The 23,320-nt window shown below is 73.7% G+C and carries 19 protein-coding genes, 1 other RNA gene and 2 pseudogenes; 11 read left to right on the plus strand and 11 right to left on the minus strand.

Annotated elements, in window-relative coordinates:
* The first annotated feature begins 21 nt into the window (after window positions 1–21).
* On the plus strand, window positions 22–813 hold the full coding sequence (locus ACZ5Y0_RS00540; RefSeq protein WP_469126447.1) for an SDR family oxidoreductase: 792 nt from the start codon (window positions 22–24) through the stop codon (window positions 811–813).
* Window positions 814–1,100: 287 nt separating this feature from the next.
* A pseudogene (locus tag ACZ5Y0_RS00545) lies at window positions 1,101–1,362 on the plus strand (ATP-binding cassette domain-containing protein); the annotation flags it as partial.
* A gap of 386 nt (window positions 1,363–1,748) precedes the next feature.
* Here the strand turns inward: ACZ5Y0_RS00545 and ACZ5Y0_RS00550 are convergent.
* The gene (locus tag ACZ5Y0_RS00550) at window positions 1,749–2,075 is read right to left on the minus strand and encodes a nuclear transport factor 2 family protein (RefSeq protein WP_469126448.1); all 327 of its coding nucleotides are present in this window, start codon (window positions 2,073–2,075) and stop codon (window positions 1,749–1,751) included.
* A gap of 171 nt (window positions 2,076–2,246) precedes the next feature.
* Between ACZ5Y0_RS00550 and ACZ5Y0_RS00555 the strand changes: the two genes are divergently transcribed.
* The 5 genes and pseudogenes from ACZ5Y0_RS00555 to ACZ5Y0_RS00575 all read left to right on the plus strand — a co-directional run bounded on the left by ACZ5Y0_RS00555 (window position 2,247) and on the right by ACZ5Y0_RS00575 (window position 8,785).
* Window positions 2,247–2,792, plus strand: a complete 546-nt coding sequence (locus ACZ5Y0_RS00555; RefSeq protein WP_469126449.1) for a DoxX family protein — start codon at window positions 2,247–2,249, stop codon at window positions 2,790–2,792.
* A 179-nt stretch (window positions 2,793–2,971) separates the two neighbouring features.
* Window positions 2,972–3,373 (plus strand): MazG-like family protein, encoded by a 402-nt coding sequence (locus ACZ5Y0_RS00560; RefSeq protein ID WP_469126450.1) that lies wholly within the window; start codon window positions 2,972–2,974, stop codon window positions 3,371–3,373.
* Window positions 3,374–3,690: 317 nt separating this feature from the next.
* Window positions 3,691–4,332 (plus strand): hypothetical protein, encoded by a 642-nt coding sequence (locus ACZ5Y0_RS00565; protein ID WP_469126451.1) that lies wholly within the window; start codon window positions 3,691–3,693, stop codon window positions 4,330–4,332.
* Window positions 4,332–6,549, plus strand: a pseudogene (locus ACZ5Y0_RS00570) (bifunctional serine/threonine-protein kinase/ABC transporter substrate-binding protein). The gene ACZ5Y0_RS00565 and the pseudogene ACZ5Y0_RS00570 overlap by 1 nt, the downstream one beginning before the upstream one ends.
* Before the next feature lie 13 nt (window positions 6,550–6,562).
* Window positions 6,563–8,785 carry a bifunctional serine/threonine-protein kinase/ABC transporter substrate-binding protein gene (locus ACZ5Y0_RS00575; RefSeq protein ID WP_469126452.1) on the plus strand — a complete coding sequence of 741 codons (2,223 nt, stop codon included), beginning with the start codon at window positions 6,563–6,565 and terminating at the stop codon, window positions 8,783–8,785.
* Between the two features lie 112 nt (window positions 8,786–8,897).
* Here ACZ5Y0_RS00575 and rnpB read toward each other — a convergent pair.
* An RNA gene (gene rnpB, locus ACZ5Y0_RS00580) (RNase P RNA component class A) lies at window positions 8,898–9,299 on the minus strand.
* A gap of 222 nt (window positions 9,300–9,521) precedes the next feature.
* Complete coding sequence (locus ACZ5Y0_RS00585; RefSeq protein ID WP_469126453.1) at window positions 9,522–10,964, minus strand: RNB domain-containing ribonuclease; 1,443 nt, start codon at window positions 10,962–10,964, stop codon at window positions 9,522–9,524.
* A 76-nt stretch (window positions 10,965–11,040) separates the two neighbouring features.
* Between ACZ5Y0_RS00585 and yaaA the strand changes: the two genes are divergently transcribed.
* Together yaaA and eda are read left to right on the plus strand one after the other, a co-directional pair.
* Window positions 11,041–11,823: a peroxide stress protein YaaA gene (gene yaaA / locus ACZ5Y0_RS00590; RefSeq protein WP_469126454.1), complete on the plus strand. Its 783-nt coding sequence runs from the start codon at window positions 11,041–11,043 to the stop codon at window positions 11,821–11,823.
* Window positions 11,824–11,896: 73 nt separating this feature from the next.
* A complete protein-coding gene (gene eda, locus ACZ5Y0_RS00595; protein ID WP_469126455.1) occupies window positions 11,897–12,559 on the plus strand; it encodes a bifunctional 4-hydroxy-2-oxoglutarate aldolase/2-dehydro-3-deoxy-phosphogluconate aldolase in 663 nt (220 codons plus the stop codon).
* On the opposite strand, the gene ACZ5Y0_RS00600 is transcribed toward eda, so the two are convergent.
* Genes ACZ5Y0_RS00600 through ACZ5Y0_RS00610 form a run of 3 tightly spaced genes read right to left on the minus strand, consistent with a single transcriptional unit; the run spans window position 12,531 to window position 15,640 of the window.
* Entirely contained in the window at window positions 12,531–14,051 is a 1,521-nt protein-coding gene (locus tag ACZ5Y0_RS00600; protein WP_469126456.1) for a bifunctional RNase H/acid phosphatase, read from the minus strand. The genes eda and ACZ5Y0_RS00600 overlap by 29 nt on opposite strands.
* Window positions 14,052–14,060: 9 nt before the next feature.
* On the minus strand, window positions 14,061–14,804 hold the full coding sequence (locus ACZ5Y0_RS00605) for a zinc ribbon domain-containing protein (RefSeq protein WP_469126945.1): 744 nt from the start codon (window positions 14,802–14,804) through the stop codon (window positions 14,061–14,063).
* Window positions 14,801–15,640, minus strand: coding sequence for a Nif3-like dinuclear metal center hexameric protein (locus ACZ5Y0_RS00610; RefSeq protein WP_469126457.1), 840 nt, complete (start codon window positions 15,638–15,640; stop codon window positions 14,801–14,803). The genes ACZ5Y0_RS00605 and ACZ5Y0_RS00610 overlap by 4 nt, the downstream gene beginning before the upstream one ends.
* A gap of 208 nt (window positions 15,641–15,848) precedes the next feature.
* On the opposite strand from ACZ5Y0_RS00610, the gene ACZ5Y0_RS00615 reads away from it, so the two are divergent.
* On the plus strand, window positions 15,849–17,000 hold the full coding sequence (locus ACZ5Y0_RS00615; RefSeq protein ID WP_469126458.1) for a hypothetical protein: 1,152 nt from the start codon (window positions 15,849–15,851) through the stop codon (window positions 16,998–17,000).
* 102 nt (window positions 17,001–17,102) lie between these two features.
* Window positions 17,103–17,261, plus strand: coding sequence for a hypothetical protein (locus ACZ5Y0_RS00620; RefSeq protein WP_469126459.1), 159 nt, complete (start codon window positions 17,103–17,105; stop codon window positions 17,259–17,261).
* A gap of 101 nt (window positions 17,262–17,362) precedes the next feature.
* On the opposite strand, the gene ACZ5Y0_RS00625 is transcribed toward ACZ5Y0_RS00620, so the two are convergent.
* From ACZ5Y0_RS00625 to ACZ5Y0_RS00645, 5 genes are all read right to left on the minus strand, one after another.
* Window positions 17,363–18,304 carry a 3-oxoacyl-ACP reductase gene (locus tag ACZ5Y0_RS00625; protein WP_469126460.1) on the minus strand — a complete coding sequence of 314 codons (942 nt, stop codon included), beginning with the start codon at window positions 18,302–18,304 and terminating at the stop codon, window positions 17,363–17,365.
* Window positions 18,305–18,313: 9 nt separating this feature from the next.
* The gene (locus ACZ5Y0_RS00630) at window positions 18,314–19,390 is read right to left on the minus strand and encodes a Zn-dependent alcohol dehydrogenase (RefSeq protein WP_469126461.1); all 1,077 of its coding nucleotides are present in this window, start codon (window positions 19,388–19,390) and stop codon (window positions 18,314–18,316) included.
* 51 nt (window positions 19,391–19,441) lie between these two features.
* Window positions 19,442–20,299 carry a MaoC/PaaZ C-terminal domain-containing protein gene (locus ACZ5Y0_RS00635; RefSeq protein ID WP_469126462.1) on the minus strand — a complete coding sequence of 286 codons (858 nt, stop codon included), beginning with the start codon at window positions 20,297–20,299 and terminating at the stop codon, window positions 19,442–19,444.
* Between the two features lie 304 nt (window positions 20,300–20,603).
* Window positions 20,604–21,254, minus strand: a complete 651-nt coding sequence (locus tag ACZ5Y0_RS00640; RefSeq protein ID WP_469126463.1) for a class I SAM-dependent methyltransferase — start codon at window positions 21,252–21,254, stop codon at window positions 20,604–20,606.
* Between the two features lie 94 nt (window positions 21,255–21,348).
* Window positions 21,349–23,097 carry an MFS transporter gene (locus tag ACZ5Y0_RS00645; protein WP_469126464.1) on the minus strand — a complete coding sequence of 583 codons (1,749 nt, stop codon included), beginning with the start codon at window positions 23,095–23,097 and terminating at the stop codon, window positions 21,349–21,351.
* Window positions 23,098–23,320 lie beyond the last annotated feature (223 nt).

Raw genomic sequence — 23,320 nt, forward strand, 5'->3', positions numbered from 1 at the left:
ACGCTGCGGGGCCGTGAACGCATGCGAACTGTCGAAGAGTCACGGTCGGGGCCGGAGTCGCAGCCGGGGGCGAAGATCGCGGTGGTGACCGGAGCCGGTTCCGGCATCGGCCGCGCGGTCGCCGTGGAACTCCTGCGCACGGGTTGGTCGGTGGCCCTGGCCGGGCGCCGCGCCGAGCCCCTCGAGGAGACGGCAGCGCTGGTGCCGGACGCCGCACGTCTCGCCGTACGGACGGACGTCTCACGTCCCGACGAGGTGGCAGGCCTGTTCGCCGCCGTGCGCGACCGGTTCGGCCGCCTCGACCTGCTGGTCAACAACGCGGGCACGTTCGGGCCGGGCGGGGTCCCCGTGGAGGAACTCCCCTCCGACGCCTGGCGGCACGTGGTGGACACCAACCTCGACGGGGCGTTCCTGTGCGCGCGGGCGGCGTACCGGCAGATGAAGGAGCAGGAGCCGCGGGGCGGGCGCATCATCGACAACGGGTCGGTCTCCGCACACGCGCCGCGCCCGCACTCGGTCGCCTACACCGCCACCGAACACGCCCTGACCGGCCTGACCAGGTCGCTGTCGCTGGAGGGGCGGGCGTACGGCGTCGCGGTCGGGCAGATCGACATCGGCAACGCGGCGACCGACATGACGTCGCGGATGCTGGCGGGCGCGTTGCAGGCCAACGGCGAGATGACGCCGGAGCCGGTGATGGACGTGGCGGACGTGGCGCGCACCGTGCGGCACATGGCGGAGCTGCCGCTGGAGGCCGACGTGCAGTTCGCGACGGTGCTGGCGACGGCGATGCCGTACGTGGGACGGGGGTGAACCGTCAACCCACACAAACGGATTTGAACATTCCGTACCATTAGCACCGGTCAAGGACTTATGCTCGACACCTCCTCCACACGAGCTTCACAGTTGGAGGACCGGACTTCCATCGGCCGCACCGAGGGGGAGGACGGCAGCCGTTCCGCGGCACCGGATGGGGGTGGACCTCGCGTGACGCCCGCGAGGTGCGCACCGGACCGCGGAACGGCTGCCGTGCACCACAAGGGTCGGTCGGGCGGCGCAGTGACCGTGTTCGGTCGGGCTCGACGAGTGGCTCGGCCGACGCCCCCGCCGAACTCTCCGACGGCCGGCGCCAGCGCGTCGCGATCGCCCGAGCACGGGTCAGGAGAAGCCGAGAGTTCTGCTCGCCGACGAGCCCACCGGCAACCACGACGAGGGCACCCGCGACGACATCATGCGCCTGCTGGAAGGTTTGTGGCACGAGCGCGGGCTGACCTTCGTCAAGGTCACGACGCCTCGTCGATCGCCCGGTGGGCGGCTCGGCTGACCACCATCGACGCGGGCCCGATCAGGCTGACGGAACAGGCGGTGGCCCGCGCCCCGCGAGATCCTCGGGTGCGGCCGGGACCCGCGCTGAGGCGCGGCCGGGGACTCGGCCCGGGGCTTCGGCCGGGAACTCGGCCCGGGGCTTCGGCCGGGAACTCGGCCCGGGGCTTCGGCCGGGGACTCGGCCCGGGGCTTCGGCCGGGGACTCGGCCCGGGGTTTCGGCCGGGTAAGACCTCCGTCACCGGCTGCCGGTGAGGTCGGCCGCGTGCCCTGGGTCGTGGTGCGGGTAGCCCTCCCCGCCGCCCACACCCGCCAGGGCCGACATGTGGTCCGCCGTCAGCCGACCGCTGCCGCGCCCGTCATGGCCGGCTGTTGCACGGACCGGGCCGGCCGGGCGCCGAAGTACAGCTCGAGCCGCGCCTCGCTACGCCTGCCCGGTCTCGAAGCGGGAGATCCGGCCGTCGTCATCGACGACGAACGTCCACTTGGTGCGCATCTCGCCCCAGGTGTCGTTGCTGTAGCGGGCGAGGAGAGCGCGGCCGCCGTCCGACTCGTTGTCGACCTCCAGATGACCGTGGGAGGAGAAGATCTCCCTGTCGATCCACTCGACGAGATCACGGTCGGAGCCGTCGTCGGCCATGGTCGCGTCCGGGGCGAGGAGTTTCAGGAAGGCTTCCCGGTCATGGGCGTTGACCGCGCAGACGAAGGCCCGGACGGCCGGGTCGGTGAGTTTTCCGGTCTGGATCGTCATACGCGTCACCCTCACACCGCGCCCACCGCCCCGCCACCCGAACGGCTTCCGGGACGGAGCGGCGGGATGTGAGGGATGCGAGGGTGGAAAGGCGGAGCGGGTTTGTGCCTGTTGTCCGCCCATCTGCTCGTCCGCTCGCCTGCCTGTCCGCTCATCTCTCCGGGAGTCACCGTGACCTGTTACGACCGACGTGATCTGGGCCTGCTGTTGCTCCGGCTCGGCACCGGAGGGGTGTTGATGGCGCACGGCGCGCAGAAGCTGTTCGGGTGGTTCGGCGGCCACGGCCTGGAGGGGACCGGCCAGTTCATGGAGTCCGTCGGGTACGCGCCGGGCAAGGCGAGCGCCGCCGCGGCCGGCCTGGCGGAGGCGGGCGGCGGCGCACTGCTCGCGCTGGGCCTGGCCACCCCGGCGGCGGGTGCTGCGGCGGCCGGCGCGATGACGGGCGCCTCCGCGGTCCACGTACCCAACGGCTTCTTCGCGATGAGCGGCGGCTACGAGCACGCGGCGAGCCTCGGCCTGACCGCCGCCGGCCTGGCCGTCACCGGCCCCGGCCGCCTCTCCCTCGACCACGCCCTCGGTCACGCGGTCAACCGGAACTGGATGGTTCCAGCCGCCCTGGGTGCGACGGCGGCGGCCACCGCGGTCGTCGTGGGCCTGCGCAACAAGCGGTTGCGGCGGCGCGAGGAGGGGGAGCAGGAGGCGCTGTTCGAGGAGTGAGGAGGGGCGAAGCCGCTGAGTGCGGCAACCTGCCGGCGGAAGCCGTTCCGCCACGACCCTGCCGACGTGAGCCGTTCGGCGCGACGCGACAACCCTGCCGACGTGAGCCGTTCGGCGCGACGACGCGGTCGGCGGATGCCGCCCGTTCGGGAGGTGACCACCGTGGGCAGGCTGCGCCCATGAGCGACACCCGCCCGGACACCCCGGGGCCGCAGCACCCGTCCGCCTCCCCCTCCGCCGGGACCGACCTGTGGGACACCGTCGACGCCCTGCGGGCCTGGCTCGACGCCGCCCAGCCCGTCGTCGGCCGGGAGGCCGTGCTGCTGCGCGTCCTGAAACTGTCCGAGGAGGTCGGCGAGGTCGCCCAAGCGGTGATCGGCGCGACCGGCCAGAACCCCCGCAAGGGCGTCAGCCACACGTGGGAGGACGTCCAGTCGGAGCTGTGCGACGTGATCATCACAGCGCTGGTGGCGCTGCGGACGCTGACTCCGGAGGCGGAAGCGGTGTTCGCGGGGCATCTGACGCGGGTGGCGGAGCGGTCGTCGGGAGGTGCCGGCGGGGGCGGAACCGCCGTGCGCTGACGCACCGTCCCTCGTTCGCAGAACCGCCCGCCCACTGCTCACGTCCCTCTGTACGATCGCCGCACGCGGCGCGGGGGCAGGCGGGCGAGGGGGCGGAGATGGACAGCGACGGCGTTGCCCACAGGGCGGCTTGGCCATGGCGGATCGGGTCGGCGGTGGCCGGGGCGGCCATGGTGCTCGGCGGCTGCGGTTCCGGTGACGACGACAGGGCGGCCGGACCGAGCCCTTCGGCATCCTCCCGGTCCGCGTCTGCGGCCGTTTCCGGGTCCCCCTCGGCAGCGGCGTCCGCGTCCTCCAGGAGTGGTGGCGCGGCGTCGATGACGCCGTTCGAGGCGGACCCCGCTCTGGTGCCCCGCACGAGGCGGCAGGCCGAGGCGCTGGCGGAGGCGGTCGCGCTGGAGCCGCGGGCGTGGGGCGCGGGCTTCCGGGCGCAGCAGCCGGCCGCGAGCGCCCCCGGCACCGTCGCCGTGCTCGACGAACAGTGCCGGTGGGAGCGGCGGACGCTCCCCGGAGGTGTCCTGGCCTCGCTGTCCCGCTACAGCGAGCTTCCGGGCACGGCGGGCAAGGGCGAGATCACGGTGACCGCGGCGGTCACCGTGCACGCCACGGTGACCGCCGCCGACGAGCAGCTGGCCACAGCCCTGGAGGAGCCGTTGCGCTGCCAGGAGCAGCAGGTCCGCGCCGATGAGTGGATCTCCGGACTCATGTCCGCCGCCATTCCCTACGGCCAGGGCGACAACACCTACGCCGACGACCATGTCGTGGAGACCGGTTCGTATGTCACCGGGGGCAGCGAGCAGCCGTACCGCTGGTACGTCACCCGGCTCGGCACGGTGACCCTGGCGGTGTCGGTGAAGGGCGCAGAGGGTTACTCGAACGCCGAATTGAACCAGTACGCCTCGCAGGCCACCGTCGCGATGCTCGACCGCGTGAAGTTCGAGCTCGGAGGGAAGGGCTGATGGAACCGCTGCGTTCGTCCGATCCCGCCCGCGTCGCGGACCACCGCCTGCTCGGGCGGCTCGGCGCCGGGGGCATGGGCGTGGTGTACCTGGCGCGCACGCCCGGCGGCGCACTGGTGGCGCTGAAGGTCATGCTCACCGACTACACCGAGGAGGCGGACTTCAAGGAGCGGTTCCGCCGCGAGGTCGAGGTGGCCCGGCGGGTCGACAGTCCCTGGGCGGTGCCGGTGGTGGACGCCGACCCGGACGCCGAGGCGCCCTGGCTGGCGACGGCGTTCGTGCCCGGCCCGTCGCTGGGCGAGGCGGTGGCCGCGTACGGCCCCCTGACGGAGCGCGGGCTGCGACTGCTCGGCACCCGGCTGGCCGAGGCGCTGGGCGAGGTGCACCGGGCCGGGCTGGTCCACCGGGACCTGAAGCCGGGCAATGTGCTGATCGCCCATGACGGGCCGCGGCTCATCGACTTCGGCATCGCCCGGGCCCCGGAGGACAGGACGCTCACGGCGACCGGGATGGTGGTCGGCACACCCGGCTATCTGTCGCCCGAGCAGGCCGAGGGACGCGGCGGGGACCGCATCGGCCCGGCGAGCGACGTGTTCTCCCTCGGGTGTGTCCTGGCGTTCGCGGCGACCGGCCGGCCTCCGTTCGGCAGCGGGGCGGTCGACGCCCTGCTGTACCGGGCCGTGCACGATCCGGCGGACCTCGACGGAGTGCCCGAGGGCCTGCTCGAGGTGTTGGGCCGCTGCCTGGAGAAGGATCCGCATCGGCGCCCGGATGCCGGGCAACTGGTGCGGGAACTGAGGGTCGACGACGCTCCCCCGGACGGGGAGGCGGCCGATTGGCTGCCCGAGCCGGTCACCCGGCTGATCGTCCGAGCGCTCGGCCGCCGCGCTCGCGCTGCCGGACATCGAGCACACGCTCGCGCCGGCCGACCCGCCGGCCGTCCCGGAGTCGGCGGAGCCCGACCCGCGTGACACGTCCGAGTCACCGGAGCCGCAGGACGCCCGCCCGGCCGACCGGCGCCGTTTCCTGCTGCTCAGCGGTGGGGCCGTGGCGCTGGCGGCGGGCGGGGGCGGGGCCTGGTGGGCGGTCGCCCGGGACGGCGACACCCCTGCCGCCGGCGCGTCCTCGCGCCGTCCGGTGCACACCGTCGCGCTGCACGGTGACCTCAGCGGCCCGCAGCGGGAGACGGGCAGGGCCCAGGAACGCGGGCTGAGGCTGGCCGTCGCGGAGTTCAACGCGCGTGGTGACGCACCGTTCACCGTGAAGGTCAGGGCCGTCGACGACGGGGGAGATCCGTCGGCCTCGGCCCGGCTCGCCGCGGAGCTCACGGACGATCCGGCGGTTCTCGCCGTGGTCGGCCCGACCACCGACGCCACCGCGCAGGCGGCGCTGTCGACGTACGACGCCGGGCTGCTGCCGGTCGTCGCCGTGTCCCCCGGCAGTGTCAGCCTCGTCATCCAGGGGTACCGCTCGTTCCTGCTCGGACGGCTGCCCGACTCGGTGATCGCTGTGTATGCGAGCAACTACCTGCTCGGAAGGGCCGGTTCGCGCAAGGTCGGCCTCGTCGTCGATCGTCCGGCCGGCAACTACGGCACGGACCTCGGCACTTCCCTCAGCACCCAGCTCGGCAACGCACGGCAGCCGCCGGTTCCCGACGTGGTCAGCGCGATGCGCCGCGACTTCGGCAGCACGGTGGACGGAGTGCTGTCCGCCGGCGCCGACTCCGTGTTCTTCGCCGGTCTGCCCGACCGGGGGGCGTTGATCGCCACGACACTGCGGGAACGCGGCTTCGAGGGGGCGCGGGTGTCCGGACCGGCGCTGCTCGACGGCCGTTTCCTGACCGGGGCCCAGGAGGCGGCCGAGGGCTGGGTGATGGTGGCTCCGGTCATCGACGCCACCCGCAAGCCCGAGGCGAAGAGGTTCGCCGCCGCCTACCGCGAACGCTTCGACGAGGCGCCACCCCGGTACGCGGCGGAGGCCTACGACGTGACCGGGATGCTGCTGAAGGCCCTGTCCGGTCTGCCGACGCCGAAGCGCACCCGGCAGAACCTGCTCGCGGCCGTGCGGGCGGGGAAGTACGAGGGCATCACGAAACCGTACGCCTTCGCGCAGAAGGGCCTGATCGGTCTGATGGTCATCGACGGCAACGGCGGCTATCTCTGGCGGGTCGCACAGGGCGACTTCGTGTACGACGGTCCCGCGCCGCTCACTGTCTGACGGAGCCTGCCTGATGGAGCCCCTGCGGGCCGGCGACCCGTCCTGGATCGGCCGCTACCGTCTGCTGCGCCGGCTGGGCGCCGGCGGCATGGGCGTGGTCTTCCTCGCCCGCGCGCCGGGCGGGGCGGTCGCCGCGGTGAAGACGGTCCGTTCCTCGTACGCCGACGGGACGGGCTTCCGGGTCCGTTTCCACCGTGAGGTCGAGGCCGCCCGACAGGTGGAGAGCCGCTGGGTGGTCCCGTTGCTGGACGCGGACGCCGACGCGGAGACCCCATGGCTGGCGACCTCGTACGTACCGGGGCCCTCGCTCGCCGAGGCGGTGGAGACCTTCGGACCGCTGCCGCTCTCCTCCGTGCGGGTGCTGGGCCTGCGGCTCGCCGAGGCGCTGGAGGCGGTGCACGCGGCCGGTCTCGTGCACCGCGACGTGAAGCCGGGGAACGTCCTGCTGGCCCCGGACGGGCCACGCCTCATCGACTTCGGGATCGCCCGCGCGCCGGAGGCCACCGCGCTCACCTCCAGCGGCGTGATCGTCGGCTCACCCGGTTTCCTGTCGCCCGAGCAGGCGCGGGCGCGCGGCGGCGAGATCGGGCCGCCCAGCGACGTGTTCTCGCTGGGGTGTGTGCTGGCGTTCGCCGCGACCGGCGTGCGGCCGTTCGGTGGCGGTGCGGCGGCCGGCATGCTGCTGCGCACCGTCTACGACGAACCGGATCCGGCGGCGTTCCCGGAGGGTCTGGGCCCCGTGCTGAGAGCCTGCCTGCACAAGGATCCGCCCGGCCGTCCCGGTCTCGCGCGACTTCGCGAGGCGCTCGGGGCAGGACCGGAAGCCGGTTCCGCCGAGCGGTCGGGGTGGCTGCCCGCGCCGGTCACCCGGTTGATCAACGACCGTTCCGCCGCCGTGCTCACCATCGGCCCGATCGAGCCGACCCGGGTGTCTGCACCGGCGAACACGGTCACCACGGTGTCACCGCAGGCCGCGACGCGGACGGCCGTCACGGTCACCCGGTCGGCCCCCCGCTCCTTCGGCCGCCGAGGCTTCCTGCGCCTCGGCTCGACGGCGGGAGTCGTCGCGGCGGGCGGTGGCGTGGCCTGGTGGTGGAGCACCCGACCGGAGTCGAGTACGGCGGCCCCGTCCGGGACCGGTCGGCCGCGCCCCGAGCTGGTCGTGGCGTTCCACGGCGATCTGACCGGCGCCCGGAGGGAGAGCGGAACCGCACAACTCGACGGAGCCCGGCTGGCCGTCGAGCGGATCAACGCCGACAACGGCCACCCGTTCCGGCTGACACTGCGGTCGTACGACGACGGCGGCGACCCGGGGCGGGCCGATGAGGTGGCCGCCCGGCTGTCGAAGGACGCCGAGGTCCTCGCCGTGCTCGGCCCCACCACCGACGCCTGCTTCCTCGCGTCCGAGGTCACATACACCAAGGCGGTGATGCCCGTCGTGTCCGTCTCGGTGGGCGTCGACACCCGGAGCACGAAGACCGGTACGAACGTCTTCCACTGCCATGCGGCGCTGAGCGTCCCGAACGGGCTCCTCGCCGCCCCTTGCGTCCGCTACCTCAGCAACCACGTCGACGCCCGCAGGACGTTCCTCGTGGACGACCGGGCGCAGGGCGACTTCGCCTGGACCGTGTGCGACCAGACCGAGCGGGCGCTGCGGCAGGGAGGCCGCCACGCGACGGTGACCACTGTCGCCGCCGGAAAGATCGACTACGTCTCCCTCGCCGCCGCCGTGATGTCCGCCCGCGCGGACGCCGTCGTCTTCACCGGCGACGCGGCCCGGACCGCCGGACTCGCGTCGGCGCTGAGCACCGCCCGCTTCACCGGCACCCGGATGGCGACGGAACGCGCCTTCGACCCGCGGTTCCTCACCTCGGCCGGAGCCGCCGCCACCGGCTGGGTCTTCGCCACCTCCTTCACCGACCCGACGGCCCGCCCGGCCGGCCGGGCCTTCACGAAGGCCTACCGCGCCCGCCACGGCACCGACCCCGGCTGGTACGCGGCGGAGGCCCACGACGCCGTCATGTTCCTGGCTCAGGCCTGCACCAAGGACGGCTCGCCCCTGACGGAACGGGGCGCGGTAGCCCGCCGGATGCCCGAGACCACGTACGACGGCATCACCAGGACCGTCAGGTTCGAGCGGGGGTACGGCTACAACCACGACGCGATGTTCCTGTTCCGGGCCGCGGCCGGAGCGTTCCGGTACGTGGGTCAGTACCAGGAGGCGGCGGTCTCCTGAGAGGGAACGGCCTTGGTCCACAACAGGAACAAGCCCGTGCGGCGGCAGACGCACCGGAAGGGGTCTCCTGGCGGCTCGGAGAGCCTGTCCAGGGCAAAGCCGCACAGAGCGGCAGACGAGTCGGGCTGTACGCCGGGTTCTGTCGCCCGGTCGCCTCGCGGCGGCCGGGGAGACGGCCATCCATCTAGGACCGGCGTTGCCGCCGGCCTCGTGCGGTCTACCCGCGGACTCGGGCGGGCAGCCCTCGAACGTCCGCGCAGAGCACGTTTCACCGCGCTCCTTTTGACCTTGCTCCGGGTGGGGTTTACCTAGCTGCCCAGGTCGCCCTGGGCACTGGTGGTCTCTTACACCACCGTTTCACCCTTACCGGGAACCGAGGTCCCCGGCGGTCTGTTTTCTGTGGCACTGTCCCGCGGGTCACCCCGGGTGGCCGTTAGCCATCACCCTGCCCTGTGGAGCCCGGACGTTCCTCGGGGAGCCCTTGGGGGCTTCACGCGGCCGTCCGCCCGGCTCGTCTGCCGTGTGGACCATGCTACCGGGCGACGGCTCAGAGGAAGTCCGCGGTCTCCCGGTCGAAGGCGAACGGGGCAGTCACGTCACGTCCCCTCCTTCGGTCGCTCGCCGAACGGGGCATCGGCGGCCCCCTGTCCATGGGATCCGGAACGCCTCGGCCGGCGCCGGGACGTGCACGTGGTGCGGATGCGCGCCGACGACGCGCGGGACCTCGTACGGACGCTCACGCGGGCGCGAAACGGACCGTCGCCGTCGCCGGGTCGGCGTGGGTGAGTCGCACGCGGAGGCGCTCCCCGAGGGGAAGGGTGGTGCCCTCGGGGGTTTCGATGCGGCCGATGACCGCCGGGGACTCCAGCTGGACGGTGCCGACGGCCGGGTGGCGCTCGTCGGTGTCGACGACGCAGCCGTCGAAGACCTCGCCGACCCGGTCCTTCAGCAGCGCGGCCTCGACGGCGTCGACGCAGGCCCGTTCGACGGCCCCCGCGCGCCGGCCGCCGTCGGCCATCTCGCCCGGCAGGGTGTCGAGCGCGGCGAGCACCCACGCGGGTGGGTCCGTGCCGGCGACGGCGGCCAGGCAGAGCTCGGTGGCGTACCGGTCGACGAGGCGGCGGAGCGGGGCCGTGCAGTGGGTGTAGGGGGCGGCGACGGCGGCGTGCGTGGTGATCTCGGGCAGCACCCCGTCGCGGAAGACGGTGTAGCCGGCACCGCGCAGCAGGGTCGTGCACTCCTGGAGGAAGGCCGCGTGCCGGGGCGGACGCGGGTCGAGGGTGCGGATGAGCCGGGCGTACGACACATGGTGGGGCCAGTCGATGCGCAGGGCGCGCGCGGTGCGCCGGAGTCTGCCCACGGCGCCGTCGGGGGCGGCCGGGAGGGTGCGCAGCACTCCGGTGCCGTACCCGAGCATCAGGTCGGCGGCGGCCATGCCGGTCAGCAGGGAGAGCTGGGCGTTCCAGCCCTCGGCGGGCAGCGGGGCGCGGAAGGTGAGTGCGTAGGTGTGGTCGTGCTCGACGATCTCCTGCTCGGGCACGTCGAGGGAGATCCCGCCCCGGTCGGCCTCCAGCCGTTGCCGGAGCTGTCCGACGGTCCTCAGGAGCGCGAGGGGTTCCTCGGCGGTGCCGTCGTCGATCTGTTTCTGCACGCGCGCGTAGTCGAGTCCGGCGCGGCTGCGGACGAGGGCGCGGCGGACGTCGACGGCGACGGTACGGCCGTCCGCGTCGAGGTCCACGGTCCACAGCGCGGCCGGTCGCGGCCCGTCGGGCAGCAGGCTCGCGGCGCCTTCGCCGAGCACCGGCGGGTGCAGCGGCACCTTCCCGTCGGGGAAGTAGAGGGTGCTCACCCTGCGGTGCGCCTCGGCGTCCAGCGGCCCCCCGGGTACGACGAAGGCGGCGACGTCGGCGATGGCGTACCGCACGCGGTAGCCGGTGCCCTGCCGGGACAGGTGCAGGGCCTGGTCGAGGTCGGTGGAGCCGGGCGGGTCGACGGTGACGAAGGGGATGTCGGTGGCGTCGTGCACCGCGGGGGCGGGGGCTCCGGCGGCGCGGGCCGCCTCCGCGAGCACCTCGGGCGGGAAGCTCGTGGGCACGTCCAGCTCCGTGCGCAGGGCGTCGAGGGCGGCCCGCAGCGGTGCTTGGGGGGCGCCGGTCACGCGGATGGGGCGGCGAGGCATAGGGCGAGCGTAGGGCGGGGGCGGGGGGTTGGCACCCCGTACGCTGGCGGCAGTTCTGTCCGAAGGAGAAACGCGCGTGCTCGTCCTGCTGCCCCCGTCCGAAGGAAAGGCCGACTCCGGCCGTGGCGCCCCGCTGAAGCCGGAGTCGCTGTCGCTGCCGGGGCTCGCCGCCGCGCGTGAGGCCGTGCTGCGCGAGCTGGTCGAGCTGTGCGCCGGGGACGAGGAGAAGGCGCGCGAGGTGCTGGGGCTGAGCGAGGGGCTGCGCGGCGAGGTCGCGAAGAACACCGGGCTGCGCACGGCGGGAACCCGGCCGGCCGGGGAGATCTACACGGGCGTGTTGTACGACGCCCTGGACCTGGCGTCGCTCGACGCGGCCGCCAAGCGGCGGGCCGCTCGTTCGCTGCTGGTGTTCTCGGGGCTGTGGGGTGCCGTCCGGGTGACGGACCGCATCCCGTCGTACCGCTGCTCGATGGGTGTGCGGCTGCCGGGGCTCGGGGCTCTGGGCGCGCACTGGCGGGCACCGATGGCGGAGGTGCTGCCGGAGGCGGCCGGTGACGGGCTGGTGCTGGACCTGCGGTCGGCCGCGTACGCGGCGGCATGGAAGCCGAAGGGGGAGATCGCGGCGCGGACGGCGAGCGTGCGGGTGCTGCACGCCCCGACCCGCAAGGTGGTCAGCCACTTCAACAAGGCGACGAAGGGCCGGATCGTGCGGAGTCTGCTGACGGCGGGCATCGCCCCGAAGGATCCGGCGGCCCTGGTGGTGGCGTTGCGGGACCTCGGTCACACGGTGGAGGAGCGGGCCCCGGCACGGGCGGGGTCGGCGTGGACGCTGGACGTGCTGGTGGAGGAGGTTCACTGACCCCCGGCCCGGCTTGTTGCATCCTGCGCAATGCCCTTTGCGTGGAGTGCACCCCGAGGGCAGGATGAGGCGCATGACCTCACCCCTGTCCTCCCCTTCGGCTGCCTCGGTACTGGATCTGGCCCCCGTCGTGCCCGTGGTGGTCGTGGCCAAGGTCGCCGACGCGGTGCCGCTGGCGCGGGCGCTGGTGGCGGGCGGGCTGCCGGCGATCGAGGTGACCCTGCGCACCCCGGCCGCTCTCGACGCGATCCGCGAGATCGCCGGCGCGGTGCCGGACGCGCTGGTCGGGGCCGGGACGGTGATCACCCCGGACCAGGTGACGGACTGCCGGGCGGCCGGGGCGCGGTTCCTCGTGAGCCCCGGCTGGACGGACGCGCTGCTGGCGGCGATGCGGGCGTCCGGGCTGCCGTTCCTGCCCGGGGTGTCGACCACCTCGGAGGTGGTGGCGCTGCTGGAGCGCGGGGTGCGCGAGATGAAGTTCTTCCCCGCGCAGGCGGCGGGCGGTACGGCCTATCTGCGGTCGCTGGCCGGACCGTTGCCGCAGGCCCGCTTCTGCCCGACCGGCGGCATCGGCCCGGACAACGCGGCGGAGTATCTCGCCCTGCCCAACGTCGGCTGTGTCGGCGGCAGTTGGATGGTGCCCGCAGACGCGGTGGCGGCCCGCGACTGGGCGCGGGTGACCGAGCTGGCGCGGGCCGCCTCGCGGCTCACCCGCGCAGGTGGGACGTGTCGTTGAGCAGCCGGACGCTGGCGTTGCCGTCCGCGTAGTACGCGACCACGGACAGCGAGGCCGCCGACAGTTCCATCCGGAACAGCGACTCGGGCGGGGCGCCCAGGGCCAGCCGGACCAGGGTCTTGATCGGGGTCACGTGGGTGACCAGCAGGACCGTACGCCCCCCGTAAGCCGCGACCAGTTCGTCGCGGGTGGCGGCGATCCGGGACGCGGTCGCCGCGAAGCTCTCGCCGCCGCCGGTCGGTTCGGCCTCCGGGTCGGCGAGCCAGGCGTTCAGATCGTCGGGGTAGCGCTCGCGGACCTCACCGAAGGTGAGTCCCTCCCAGGCCCCGAAGTCCGTCTCGCGCAGCCCGTCGTCGACGGTGACCTCCAGCCCCAGCCGGGCGGCGACGGCACCGGCGGTCTCCCTGGCCCGCGCGAGCGGAGAGGCGACGATGTGCTGGACGGTGCCCCGCCGGGCCAGCGCGGCGGCGACCCGCCCGGCCTGCTGCCGCCCGACGGCGGAGAGCACGGGATCACCTCCCCCGCTCCCGGAGAACCGCTTCTCCGGCGTGAGCGCGGTCTCGCCGTGCCGGAGCAGCACGAAGGTGGCGGGGGCCCCGAGATCGGGGGCCGAACCCCAGCCGACCGAGGGCTGTGCCCGTCCGGCCGACGGGGTGGAAGCAGCGGAGGCGGGAGCACCGGCGGCACGGCGGTCGGCGTCGGATGCGGCGGCGGTACCGCTCCCGGTGTCGCCGCCCGTGGTGGCGCCGCGAGCGGAGCCACCGGCGGGTTTGCCGTCACGCGGAGTGCCGGCGGCGGCGTGACCGGACGGGCCGGACGGCTCCGGGTGCGCCGCCGCTTCACCGGCGGGAGTCCCGCCCGCGGCCGAGGCCGGGTGGCCGGCGCCCCCCGCCGACGCCGTACCCTCGGCGGGCGCCGACGCCGGGGCGCCTGCCGCACGTTTCCCGGCCAGGGCCTCGCGGGCCATCGCCGCGCCGGCGGCCGCGTCTCCGGGCGGGCCCGACGGCTCGGGAGGCGCCGCGGCGCCGCGGGACGACGCGGCGGCCAGGGCCGCCATGGACGCCCCGGCGTCCCACTGCTCGCCCCGCTTGCCGGCGTCCATCGCCTCGTTGGCGAGACGGTCGGCGTGTTTGTTGCGTTCCCGGGGGATCCATTCGTAGGTGACCTGGCCGGGCGGGTGGATCCGGGCGGCCTCCGCGGCCAGTGGCTTCATGTCGGGATGCTTGATCTTCCAGCGGCCCGACATCTGCTCGACGACGAGCTTGGAGTCCATGCGGACGCGCACCGAGGCGGCCGGGTCCAGTTCGCGGGCGGCTCGCAGGCCGGCCAGCAGCCCCCGGTACTCGGCGACGTTGTTGGTGGCGACGCCGATGTACTCGGCCCGCTCCACCAGGGTCTCCCCCGTCGACGCGTCGATGACCACGCTGCCGTAGCCCGCGGGCCCCGGGTTGCCCCGGGAGCCCCCGTCGGCCTCCACGATGAACTCCCGCACGGCAGCCGCCTACAGGCCCGACTCGGAGGTCCGCACCAGGATCCGGCGGCAGTTCTCGCACCGTACGACGGTGTCGGGGGCGGCCTTGCGGATGTCGTTGATGTCGGTGATCGCCAGCTCCTGGCGGCAGCCCTGGCAGGTGCGCTGGTACAGCTTGGCCGCGCCGACGCCGCCCTGCTGCTCGCGCAGCTTGTCGTAGAGCTTGAGCAGGTCGGCGGGGACGGTGGCGGCGATGACCTCGCGCTCCTTGGTGACGGAGGCGATCTCGCCGTCGATCGTCTCGAAGGCGGCGTCTCGGCGGGCGGTCGCGTCGTCGATCCGGCCCTGGACGGAGCCGACGCGCTCGGTCAGCTCGGCGGCCCGCTCCTGGGCGGCCTCGCGGCGTTCCATGACCTCCAGGACGATGTCCTCGAGGTCGCCCTGGCGCTTGGCGAGGGAGACGATCTCGCGCTGGAGGTTCTCCAGGTCCTTCGGGGAGGTGACGGCGCCGGAGTCGAGGCGCTGCTGGTCGCGGGTGGCACGCTGACGGACCTGGTCGACGTCCTGCTCGGCCTTGGTCTGCTCACGGGCGGTGTCGCTCTCCTCCGTCTGCGCGGCCACCAGGAGGTCGCGCAGTTGCGTGAGGTCCTTGGTCAGCGACTCGAGCTCGGCGTGCTCGGGCAGCGAGCGGCGCTTGTGCGCGAGCTGCTGGAGGCGGACATCGAGGTCCTGGACGTCGAGGAGTCGGATCTGGTCGGCGGGCGCGGCGTTCAGTTGGGGGCTCCAGGTGAAGGGAATTGGCTGGTCCAGGGGTCGGTGACCGTCCTCGAGACGTGGACCCGCAGGCCCCAGCCGTGGCGGTCGGAGATCTCGTCGAGCTGGGCTGCGGCCAGCTCGCACCAGGGCCACTCGGTGGCCCAGTGCGCCACGTCGAGCAGCGCGAGAGGTGTGTGGGCGCGGGCCTCGGACGCCGGGTGGTGGCGCAGGTCCGCGGTGAGGAAGGCGTCGACGCCGGCGGCGCGGACGTGGTCGAAGAGACTGTCGCCGGACCCCCCGCTGACCGCGACGGTCCGTACGGTCGCGTCCGGGTCGCCCGCCACCCGAATGCCCTGCGCGGTGGCGGGCAGCCGCTCGGCGGCGCGGGCGGCGAACTCGCGGACGGTGAGCGGGTGGTCGAGTTCGCAGACCCGGCCGAGGCCGCGCCGCCCGTCGGGGTCGCCCGGATCGGGCACGAGGGGCCGTACGACGCGCAGGTCGAGGGCGCCGGCGAGGGCGTCACTGACGCCGGGGTCGGCGGTGTCGGCGTTGGTGTGGGCGACGTGCAGGGCGATGTCGTGCTTGATGAGGGTGTGCACCAAGCGGCCCTTGAAGGTGGAGGCCGCGACGGTCGTCGTCCCGCGGAGGTAGAGGGGGTGGTGGGTGACGAGCAGGTCGGCTCCCAGCTTCACCGCCTCGTCGACGATCTCCTGGACGGGGTCGACGGCGAAGAGGACCCGTTCGACGTCCTGGCCGGGTTCGCCCACGACGGTGCCGACCGCGTCCCAGGACTCGGCCCGCTCGGCGGGCCACAGGTTCTCCAGCGCGGCGATGACTTCAGACAGACGGGGCACGGGGAAAGGCTACCTGGCCGTCCCGCGCCCCTGAACCGCCGTCGACCAGGACTCCCGCGTGGGGACACACCACCGCAAGCCCATGCACATCCCCCACAAACCTCGAAGCAGAATCGCTTCTGCGCCACTCGTACGAGCGAAGCCCCCGCCCGCCGATCCCCCGCCCGCGCGTACGAAAACTAGCTTCGTCGCCGGAGGTGACCGAACGATGACGGCCTGTGCGATCGAACCCACCGCGGAGAACGGGGACGACGACCCGACGCCGGACGCGCCCTGCGCGATCACGGCGGACGGGACCTACGCCGCACGTCTCGCCCGCGACGGCGATTCCTGGTTCCCGGAGCGCTGGACACTGGACGGCCCCGAGCCGTACGCCGTACCGCTGCCCGCCCACCAGCCGGAGGAGCCCGGCACGGAGGTGCAGCCGATGGCCGACGGGCGGGTCCTGATCCGCCGGCTGACGCAGGGGCGGCACGTCTTCTCGCTGCTGTACCCGACCGGCCCCGACACGGGTGAGCTGCCGCTGGGTGCGGTGCAGTGCCGGGACGAGGGCACCGTGCTGCGGCTGCTGCCCCCGGCGCCCTGCGGGCAGCGGGCGTACGCCGTCGCCGTGGGTCGGCGTTCGACCGCGCTGTGGCTGGTGGCGGGCGGCGCCCGCGGTCCCGAGCACCTGGCCGAGATCCCGGGCCGCTGCTCGGGCGGGGTGTGGCTGGACCGGACGGGCCGCATGCTGGCCCTGGACCGCGAGATGGGCGGTCGCACCAAGACGGTCGTGGTGGACCTGGAGCGGGGCGGCGAGGTGTCCCCGCTGCTCCAGATCACCCCGGGCAGCGACGACCGGCTGCTGCTCGCGGCTCCGGACAGCGGGCTGCTCCTGATCAGCTCGGACGCGCCGTCGCCCGGCCAGCCCCGGCTCGGCTGGGGCGTGCTGGGCAGCACCCTGCCGGTGCGTTTCCCCGAGTCGTTGCGGCTCGCGGACCGCGCGCTGACGCCGTTCGCGATCCAGCCGGGTCAGGTCCTGGCACCGGAGAGCTGCGCGGTGGCCCTGCGCATCGACGGCCCGTTCGGCAGCTGGGTCGGCGTGTGGCGCCCGATGGACCGGCACCTGCACCACCTCGCGGCGCCTGAAGGATGGTTGACGGGCAGCGGCCTGTGGACGGAGGACGGGGTGCTGAGACTGCCGTACGCGACGGCGGCGGAGCCGTGCGCGGTGGCGCGGATGGCGGTGCCGGCCCCGGCCGTGGAACACCGCCCGAGCGGCCCCGCCGAGGCCGCTCCCGACACCCGGGAAGCGGAACCTCCGGAACCTGCCGCGCTCCGGCCCGTCCCGCTCCAACAGGCGCCCCTGGCAGGCTTGTAACGAAACAGTGGCGGTTGGCGTGGCCGCCTGGATCCGCCCCGAGGTCCGCCGGATAAACTCTCCGGGCTGAAAAAGATCATGTTGACGGGGTGAACACTTCCGATGAGCGACACAAGCACCATGCAGCCGTGGTCCACCGGCACACAGGAGGACACCGGTCACGGGCGGCACCGGGGCCCGGTCTCGTCCCACGAGAGCGAGTCCGCTCCCCTCGGCCGGCACCGCAAGCCGGCCGAGGAGAGGGCCGACGCCGCTGTCTGACGGTCACGCCCGTGGGCCCTGTCCGCCGTTCCGGTGGGCGGGGCCCACAGCTGTCTCCGTCACCGCTTTCGCCTGTTCGCCGTCACTTCCGCCGGTGCCTGTCACCCCTCGCGCCGCAGTCCCAGCACCTCCGCCGCCGCGAACGTCTCCCCCTCTGGCCGCCCGGCGTAGTGCGGGGTGAGCACGGCGTCCAGTTCCTCGTAGCTGAACGTCTCCTGCTCGCTGTCGAACCTGGCCTGCACGCGAGGCCGTTCGACCACGGCGACCATCCCGCCGTGCACGACGAGCAGTTGGCCGTTGATCCGGGCGGCGGCGGGCGAGGCCAGATAACCGACGAGCGGGGCGACGTGCTCGGGGGCGAGGGGGTCGAGCCCCTCGTCGGGACGTCCGAGGCCCGCGAAGACGTCCTCGGTCATCCGGGTGCGGGCGCGCGGGCAGATGACGTTGGCGGTGACGCCGTACTTGGCGAGGGCGAGGGCGGTGGAGGTCGTCAGGCCGACGATTCCGCCTTTGGCCGCCGCGTAGTTGGGCTGTCCGGCGGAGCCCGCGAGGAACGCCTCCGAGGAGGTGTTCACGATCCGCCCGTACATCGGCCGGCCCGCCGCCTTGGACCGGTCGCGCCAGTGGGCGGCGGCGAAACGGGTGGTGTTGAAGTGGCCCTTGAGGTGGACCCGGATCACCGAGTCCCACTCCTCCTCCGTCATGGAGAAGACCATGCGGTCGCGCAGGATGCCGGCGTTGTTGATCAGGATGTCCAGCGAGCCGAACTCCGTGACCGCCAGGTCGACGAGATCACGCGCCGCGGCGAAGTCGGAGACGTCCCCGGTGTGGGCGAGCGCGGTGCCGCCGGCCGTGCGGATCTCCCGCGCCACCTCCTCGGCGGGCCCGGCCGATGCCTCACCCGAGCCGTCGCGGCCGGGGCGCCCGTGGTCGTTGACGACGACGGCCGCGCCGAGCCGGGCCAGTTCGAGGGCCTCGGCCCGGCCCAGTCCGCGCCCGGCGCCGGTGACGATCGCCGAACGCCCTTCCAGAGGAGTCGACATGAGCGTGCCTCAGATCTCTATGCAGGTGCGCAGGGCCGTCCCGGTGCGCATCTGGTCGAGGGCCTGGTTGATCTCCGAGAGCGGGACGCGGTGGGTGATCAGCCCGGCGAGGTCGATCCGGCCGGCCCGCCACAGGGCGACGGTCCGCTCGTAGGAACGCAGGACGTCGCCGCCGCCGTACATGGAGGGCAGTATCCGCTTCTCGTCGAAGAACAGCTCGAACATGTTGAGCTGGAGGAAGTCGTCCATGGCGCCGGCGCCGACGACGACCAGGGTGCCGCCGCGGCGGGTCGCCTCGTAGGCGGTGCGGGCGGTGGTGGAGCGGCCGACCACCTCGAAGACGTAGTCGAACCCCTCTCCCGCGGTGATCCGCTGCTTGGCGTCGGCGAGTTCCTCGGGTGGGACGGCCCGCGTGGCACCGAACGCGAGCGCGGCCTCCCGGCGCGCGGCGACCGGGTCCACGGCGACGATCTCGGCGGCGCCCTTGAGCCGGGCGCCCTGGATCGCGGAGACGCCCACTCCGCCGCAGCCGATCACGGCGACGGACGAACCGGCCTCCACCTCCGCGGTGTTGAGCGCGGCTCCGAGACCCGTGGTCACCCCGCACCCGATGAGCGCGGCGATGTCGAAGGGCACGTCGTCGGGGATCGGGACGGCGCAGCCGGCGTCGACCACGACCTCCTCGGCGAAGGTTCCGGTGCCGGCGAAGCCGAAGACATCGCCGTTCGGGCGGCGGAAGTTGGGCGTTCCCGCGTTCATGAACCCGGCCAGGCACAGCTCGGTCTGACCGCGCCGGCAGGCGGGGCAGACACCGCAGGCGGGCAGCCAGCACACGACGACCCGGTCGCCGGGCTTCACCCGCGTGACACCCTCCCCCACCTCCAGGATCTCGCCCGCGCCCTCATGGCCGGGCACGAACGGCGCGGGCTGCGGCAGCACGCCGTTCATCGCGGACAGGTCCGAGTGGCACAGCCCCGTGGCGCGCACCCGGATCCTGACCCTGCCGGGGCCGAAGCCCACCGCCTCGACGTCGTCGAGGACCTCCAGCTTGTCCTGGCCGATCTCGTGCAGTACGGCTGCGCGCATGGTGCGGCTCCCCTCGGGGTCCCCTCGGATGCTGGCTGGTTCAGGACGGGATCAGGAGTGTTCGACGACGGTGTCGGCGAGCACGGGCGCGTCGTCACGTTCGGCCGCGCTCACGGCGACCCGGACCGTCCGCTCGCCGCGCCACATGCGGATGCGCAGGGTCTCTCCCGGGTAGACCACTCCGGCGAACCGGGTGGCATAGGCGCGCACCCGCGTCACGTCCCCGTCGAGCAGCGTGTCGACGACCGCCTTGAGGGTCGTCCCGTAGGTGCACAGACCATGCAGGATGGGCCGGTCGAAGCCGGCGGCCCGTGCGAAGTCAGGGTCGGCGTGCAGCGGGTTCCAGTCGCCGGAGAGGCGGTAGAGGAGGGCCTGGTCCTCGCGGATGTGCCGTTCGACGGTCTTGTCGGGATCGCCGTCCGGCGGGTCGAGCCGGGCGGAGGGGCCCCGGTCGCCGCCCCAGCCGCCCTCGCCGCGGACGAAGATCTGGGCGTCGTTCGTCCACAGGGGTCCTTCCGCGTCGAAGACCTCGGTGCGCATGACCAGGACGGCGGCCTTGCCCTTGTCGTACACCGCGGCGATACGTCCGGAGGCGGTGGCGGTGCCTTCGGCGGGCAGCGGGCGGCGCAGGGTCAGCGACTGGCCGCCGTGCAGGACGCGGGCCAGGTCGACGTCGACGCCGGGCATGGACAGTCCGCCGGTCACTCCGGGGGCGCCGGAACCCGCGACGGTGGCGAAGCTCGGCAGGACGTGCAGCCGGGACTCCAGGGTGTAGCGCAGTTCGTCGGGGTCGGTGGCGGGGACGCCGGCGCCGACACCGAGGTGGTAGAGCAGGACGTCCTTGCGGGCCCAGGTGATCTCGCCGGTCCGTGGTTCGGCGGCGAGGGCCTTGGCTGCGTCGATGGGCATGGGGCTCCTGGCGGGTCTCAAGACCTCGGCGCGACCGTCCGCACCGTCGGCCGCACCGAGGTCGTCACGGGCGGGACCTAGAACGCGTTCCAGTCCGGCGACCCTCTGTATAGCCGAGCGCCCGGCACTTGTGAAGGCTGCTGACGGTTCGTCAGGTACGTGTCGGGCGGCGGGTGGCGGACGGGGGGTACCCAGCCGGCGGCCGCGCCGGCGCCCTGGCGGTCCTGGTGGCGGTGGCCGCACCGGCGCCGCCGGGCGGGGAGCCCGGAGAAACCGGGCGCGGCCCGGGAGCCGGGCGGCGTACTCAGAGGCCGGTGCCCGTGCGGCGCAGGACGCGCAGGGAGCCGGTGTCCGAGACCTCCGTGAAGGCGCCGGACTCCAGGGCGCGCAGGTAGACGCGGTAGGGAGCCTGGCCGGTGAACTCGTCGGCGGGCTCCGGGAAGACGTCGTGGATGACGAGCAGGCCTCCCTCGGCGACGTGCGGGGCCCAGCCCTCGTAGTCGGAGCCGGCGTGCTCGTCGGTGTGACCGCCGTCGACGAAGACCAGGCCGAGGGGCGAGTTCCAGAAGGCGGCGATCTGCGGGGAACGGCCCACCAGGGCCACCACGTGCTCCTCCAGACCGGCCCGGTGCAGGGTGCGGCGGAAGGCGGGCAACGTGTCCATCAGACCGATCTCGGGGTCGACGGTCTCCGGATCGTGGTACTCCCAGCCCGGCTGCTGCTCCTCGCTGCCCCGGTGGTGGTCGAGGGTGAGCGCGGTGACCCCGGCCCGCCGGGCCGCGTCCGCGAGCAGGATCGTGGAGCGCCCGCAGTACGTGCCGACCTCCAGCAGCGGCAGCCCCAGACCGGCGGCCTCGACTGCGGCGGTGTACAGCGCGAGTCCCTCGTCGAGGGGCATGAAGCCCTTAGCGGCCTCGAACGCGGCCAGGATCTCGGGCTCGGGTGCCGCGGGCATGGGGGTCCTTCCGGTCGTACGTGCGTCTGGGCCCGCCCATGATGCCCCGCACCCCCCGTCGGGCGGGCGACGGGGGGGGTGCGGGGCACGCGGGTCAGCGGGTCAGGCGGTGACCGTCTCCCCCGGGCAGCGCCAGGTCCAGGTCGACCGGGCGCTCGTCGCCCGCGTGGGTCGCGGCGGAGGCGAGGGGGCCGTGGCCGGCGGCCTTGGCGGCGAGGACGTAGGCGCCCTGGGCCGGGACGGCGACGGTGTAGCTGCCGTCCGCTTCGGACAGGGTGGCGCCGGCCTGGCGGCCGCGGCGGTCGATCAGGGTGACCTTGGCGTGGGCGATCGGGGCGCCGTCGGCGTCCAGGACCCGGCCGCGGAAACTCCGCAGGACCTCCTCGGCGCGCGCCAGGTTGGCGTCCTCCTCGCTGCTGGCCCGCAACTGCGGCGCCGCCGCGGGGGTGCGGCGGGGCAGGAACAGGGCGAGGAGCAGGCCGACGGCGACGGCGCCGGTGGCGATCAGGAAGGAGACCCGGAAGCCGTGCATGGTCGGGACGGCGACGCCGCCCACGTCGTTCGCCGTGTCGGCCAGCACCATGCCGATGACGGCGCTGGAGACGGACGTACCGATGGACCGCATCAGGGTGTTGAGGCCGTTGGCCGCCCCGGTCTCCGAGGCCGGGACCGCGCCGACGATCAGCGCGGGGAGCGAGGAGTAGGCGAGGCCGATGCCCGCGCCCAGGACGACCGCGATGACGAGGCTCTGCCAGGCGGCGCTCATCAGACCGAGGCCGGCGCCGTAGCCGATCGCGATGATCAGCAGGCCGAGGATCAGGGTGACCTTGGGACCGTACTTCGCGGAGAGGCGGGCGTAGACCGGCGCGGTGACCATCATCGTCAGGCCGAGCGGGGCCACCAGGAGGCCGGCGGTGACCATCGACTGGCCGAGGCCGTATCCGGTGCTCGTGGGCAGCTGGAGGAGCTGGGGCAGGACGAGGGAGACGACGTAGAAGGAGACGCCGACCATGATCGAGGCGAGGTTGGTGAAGAGGACCGCGGGGCGGGCACTGGTGCGCAGGTCGACCAGCGGGGCCTTGACGCGCAGCTCCATCAGGCCCCACAGGAGGAGCACGACGACGGAGGTGGCGAACAGGCCGAGGGTGATACCGGAGGACCAGCCCCAGTCGCTGCCCTTGGTGATCGGCAGCAGGAACAGGACGAGGCCGGTGGACAGGCCGATCGCGCCCGGCAGATCGAAGGAACCCCCGGCGCGGGCCGGGGACTCGGGGACGGCGAGCAGGGTGAGGACGATGGCGAGGGCGCCGAGACCGGCGGCGCCGTAGAAGAGGGCGTGCCAGTCGGCGTGCTGGGCGATGAGGGCCGCGGCGGGCAGGGCGAGACCGCCGCCGACGCCGATGGAGGAACTCATCAGGGCCATCGCGGAGCCGAGCTTCTCGCGGGCCAGCATGTCGCGCATGAGACCGATGCCGAGCGGGATCGCGCCCATGGCGAAGCCCTGGAGCGTGCGGCCGGCGATCATGACGAGCAGATCGCTGGTGACGGCGCTGACCAGGGCACCGGCGACCATGACCGCGAGGCTGAGGATGAGCATGCGGCGCTTGCCGTAGAGGTCGCCGAGGCGGCCCATGATCGGCGTGGCGACGGCGCCGGACAGCAGGGTGGAGGTGAGGACCCAGGTGGCGTTGCTGGGGGCGGTGTCGAGCAGTTGCGGCAGGTCCTTGATGACCGGGACCAGCAGGGTCTGCATCACCGCGACCACGATGCCCGCGAAGGCGAGCACGGGGACGACGGCACCGCCCGCCCTGCGTGCGGGCTGGTCGGTCGACGTGTGCGTCATGGAGCGAGGCCTCCAGGCCTGGGAGTGAGGGTCGGAACGGCTGAACCGTGCGGGATACGTGCAGGTTGAACCCCGTATGCATGAGCAACTATTCCGATGCTTCAGCATACTAACGAAACCTTGGCTCTCTCTTGAGGAAGGAGGGCGTGGAGGAGACCGCACCCCTGGGTCTCGATACCGGTGCAAGGAGTGCGGGGCGGTCGGGACCACGACACCCGTGCCC

The organism is Streptomyces sp. NPDC033216 (assembly GCF_055577115.1).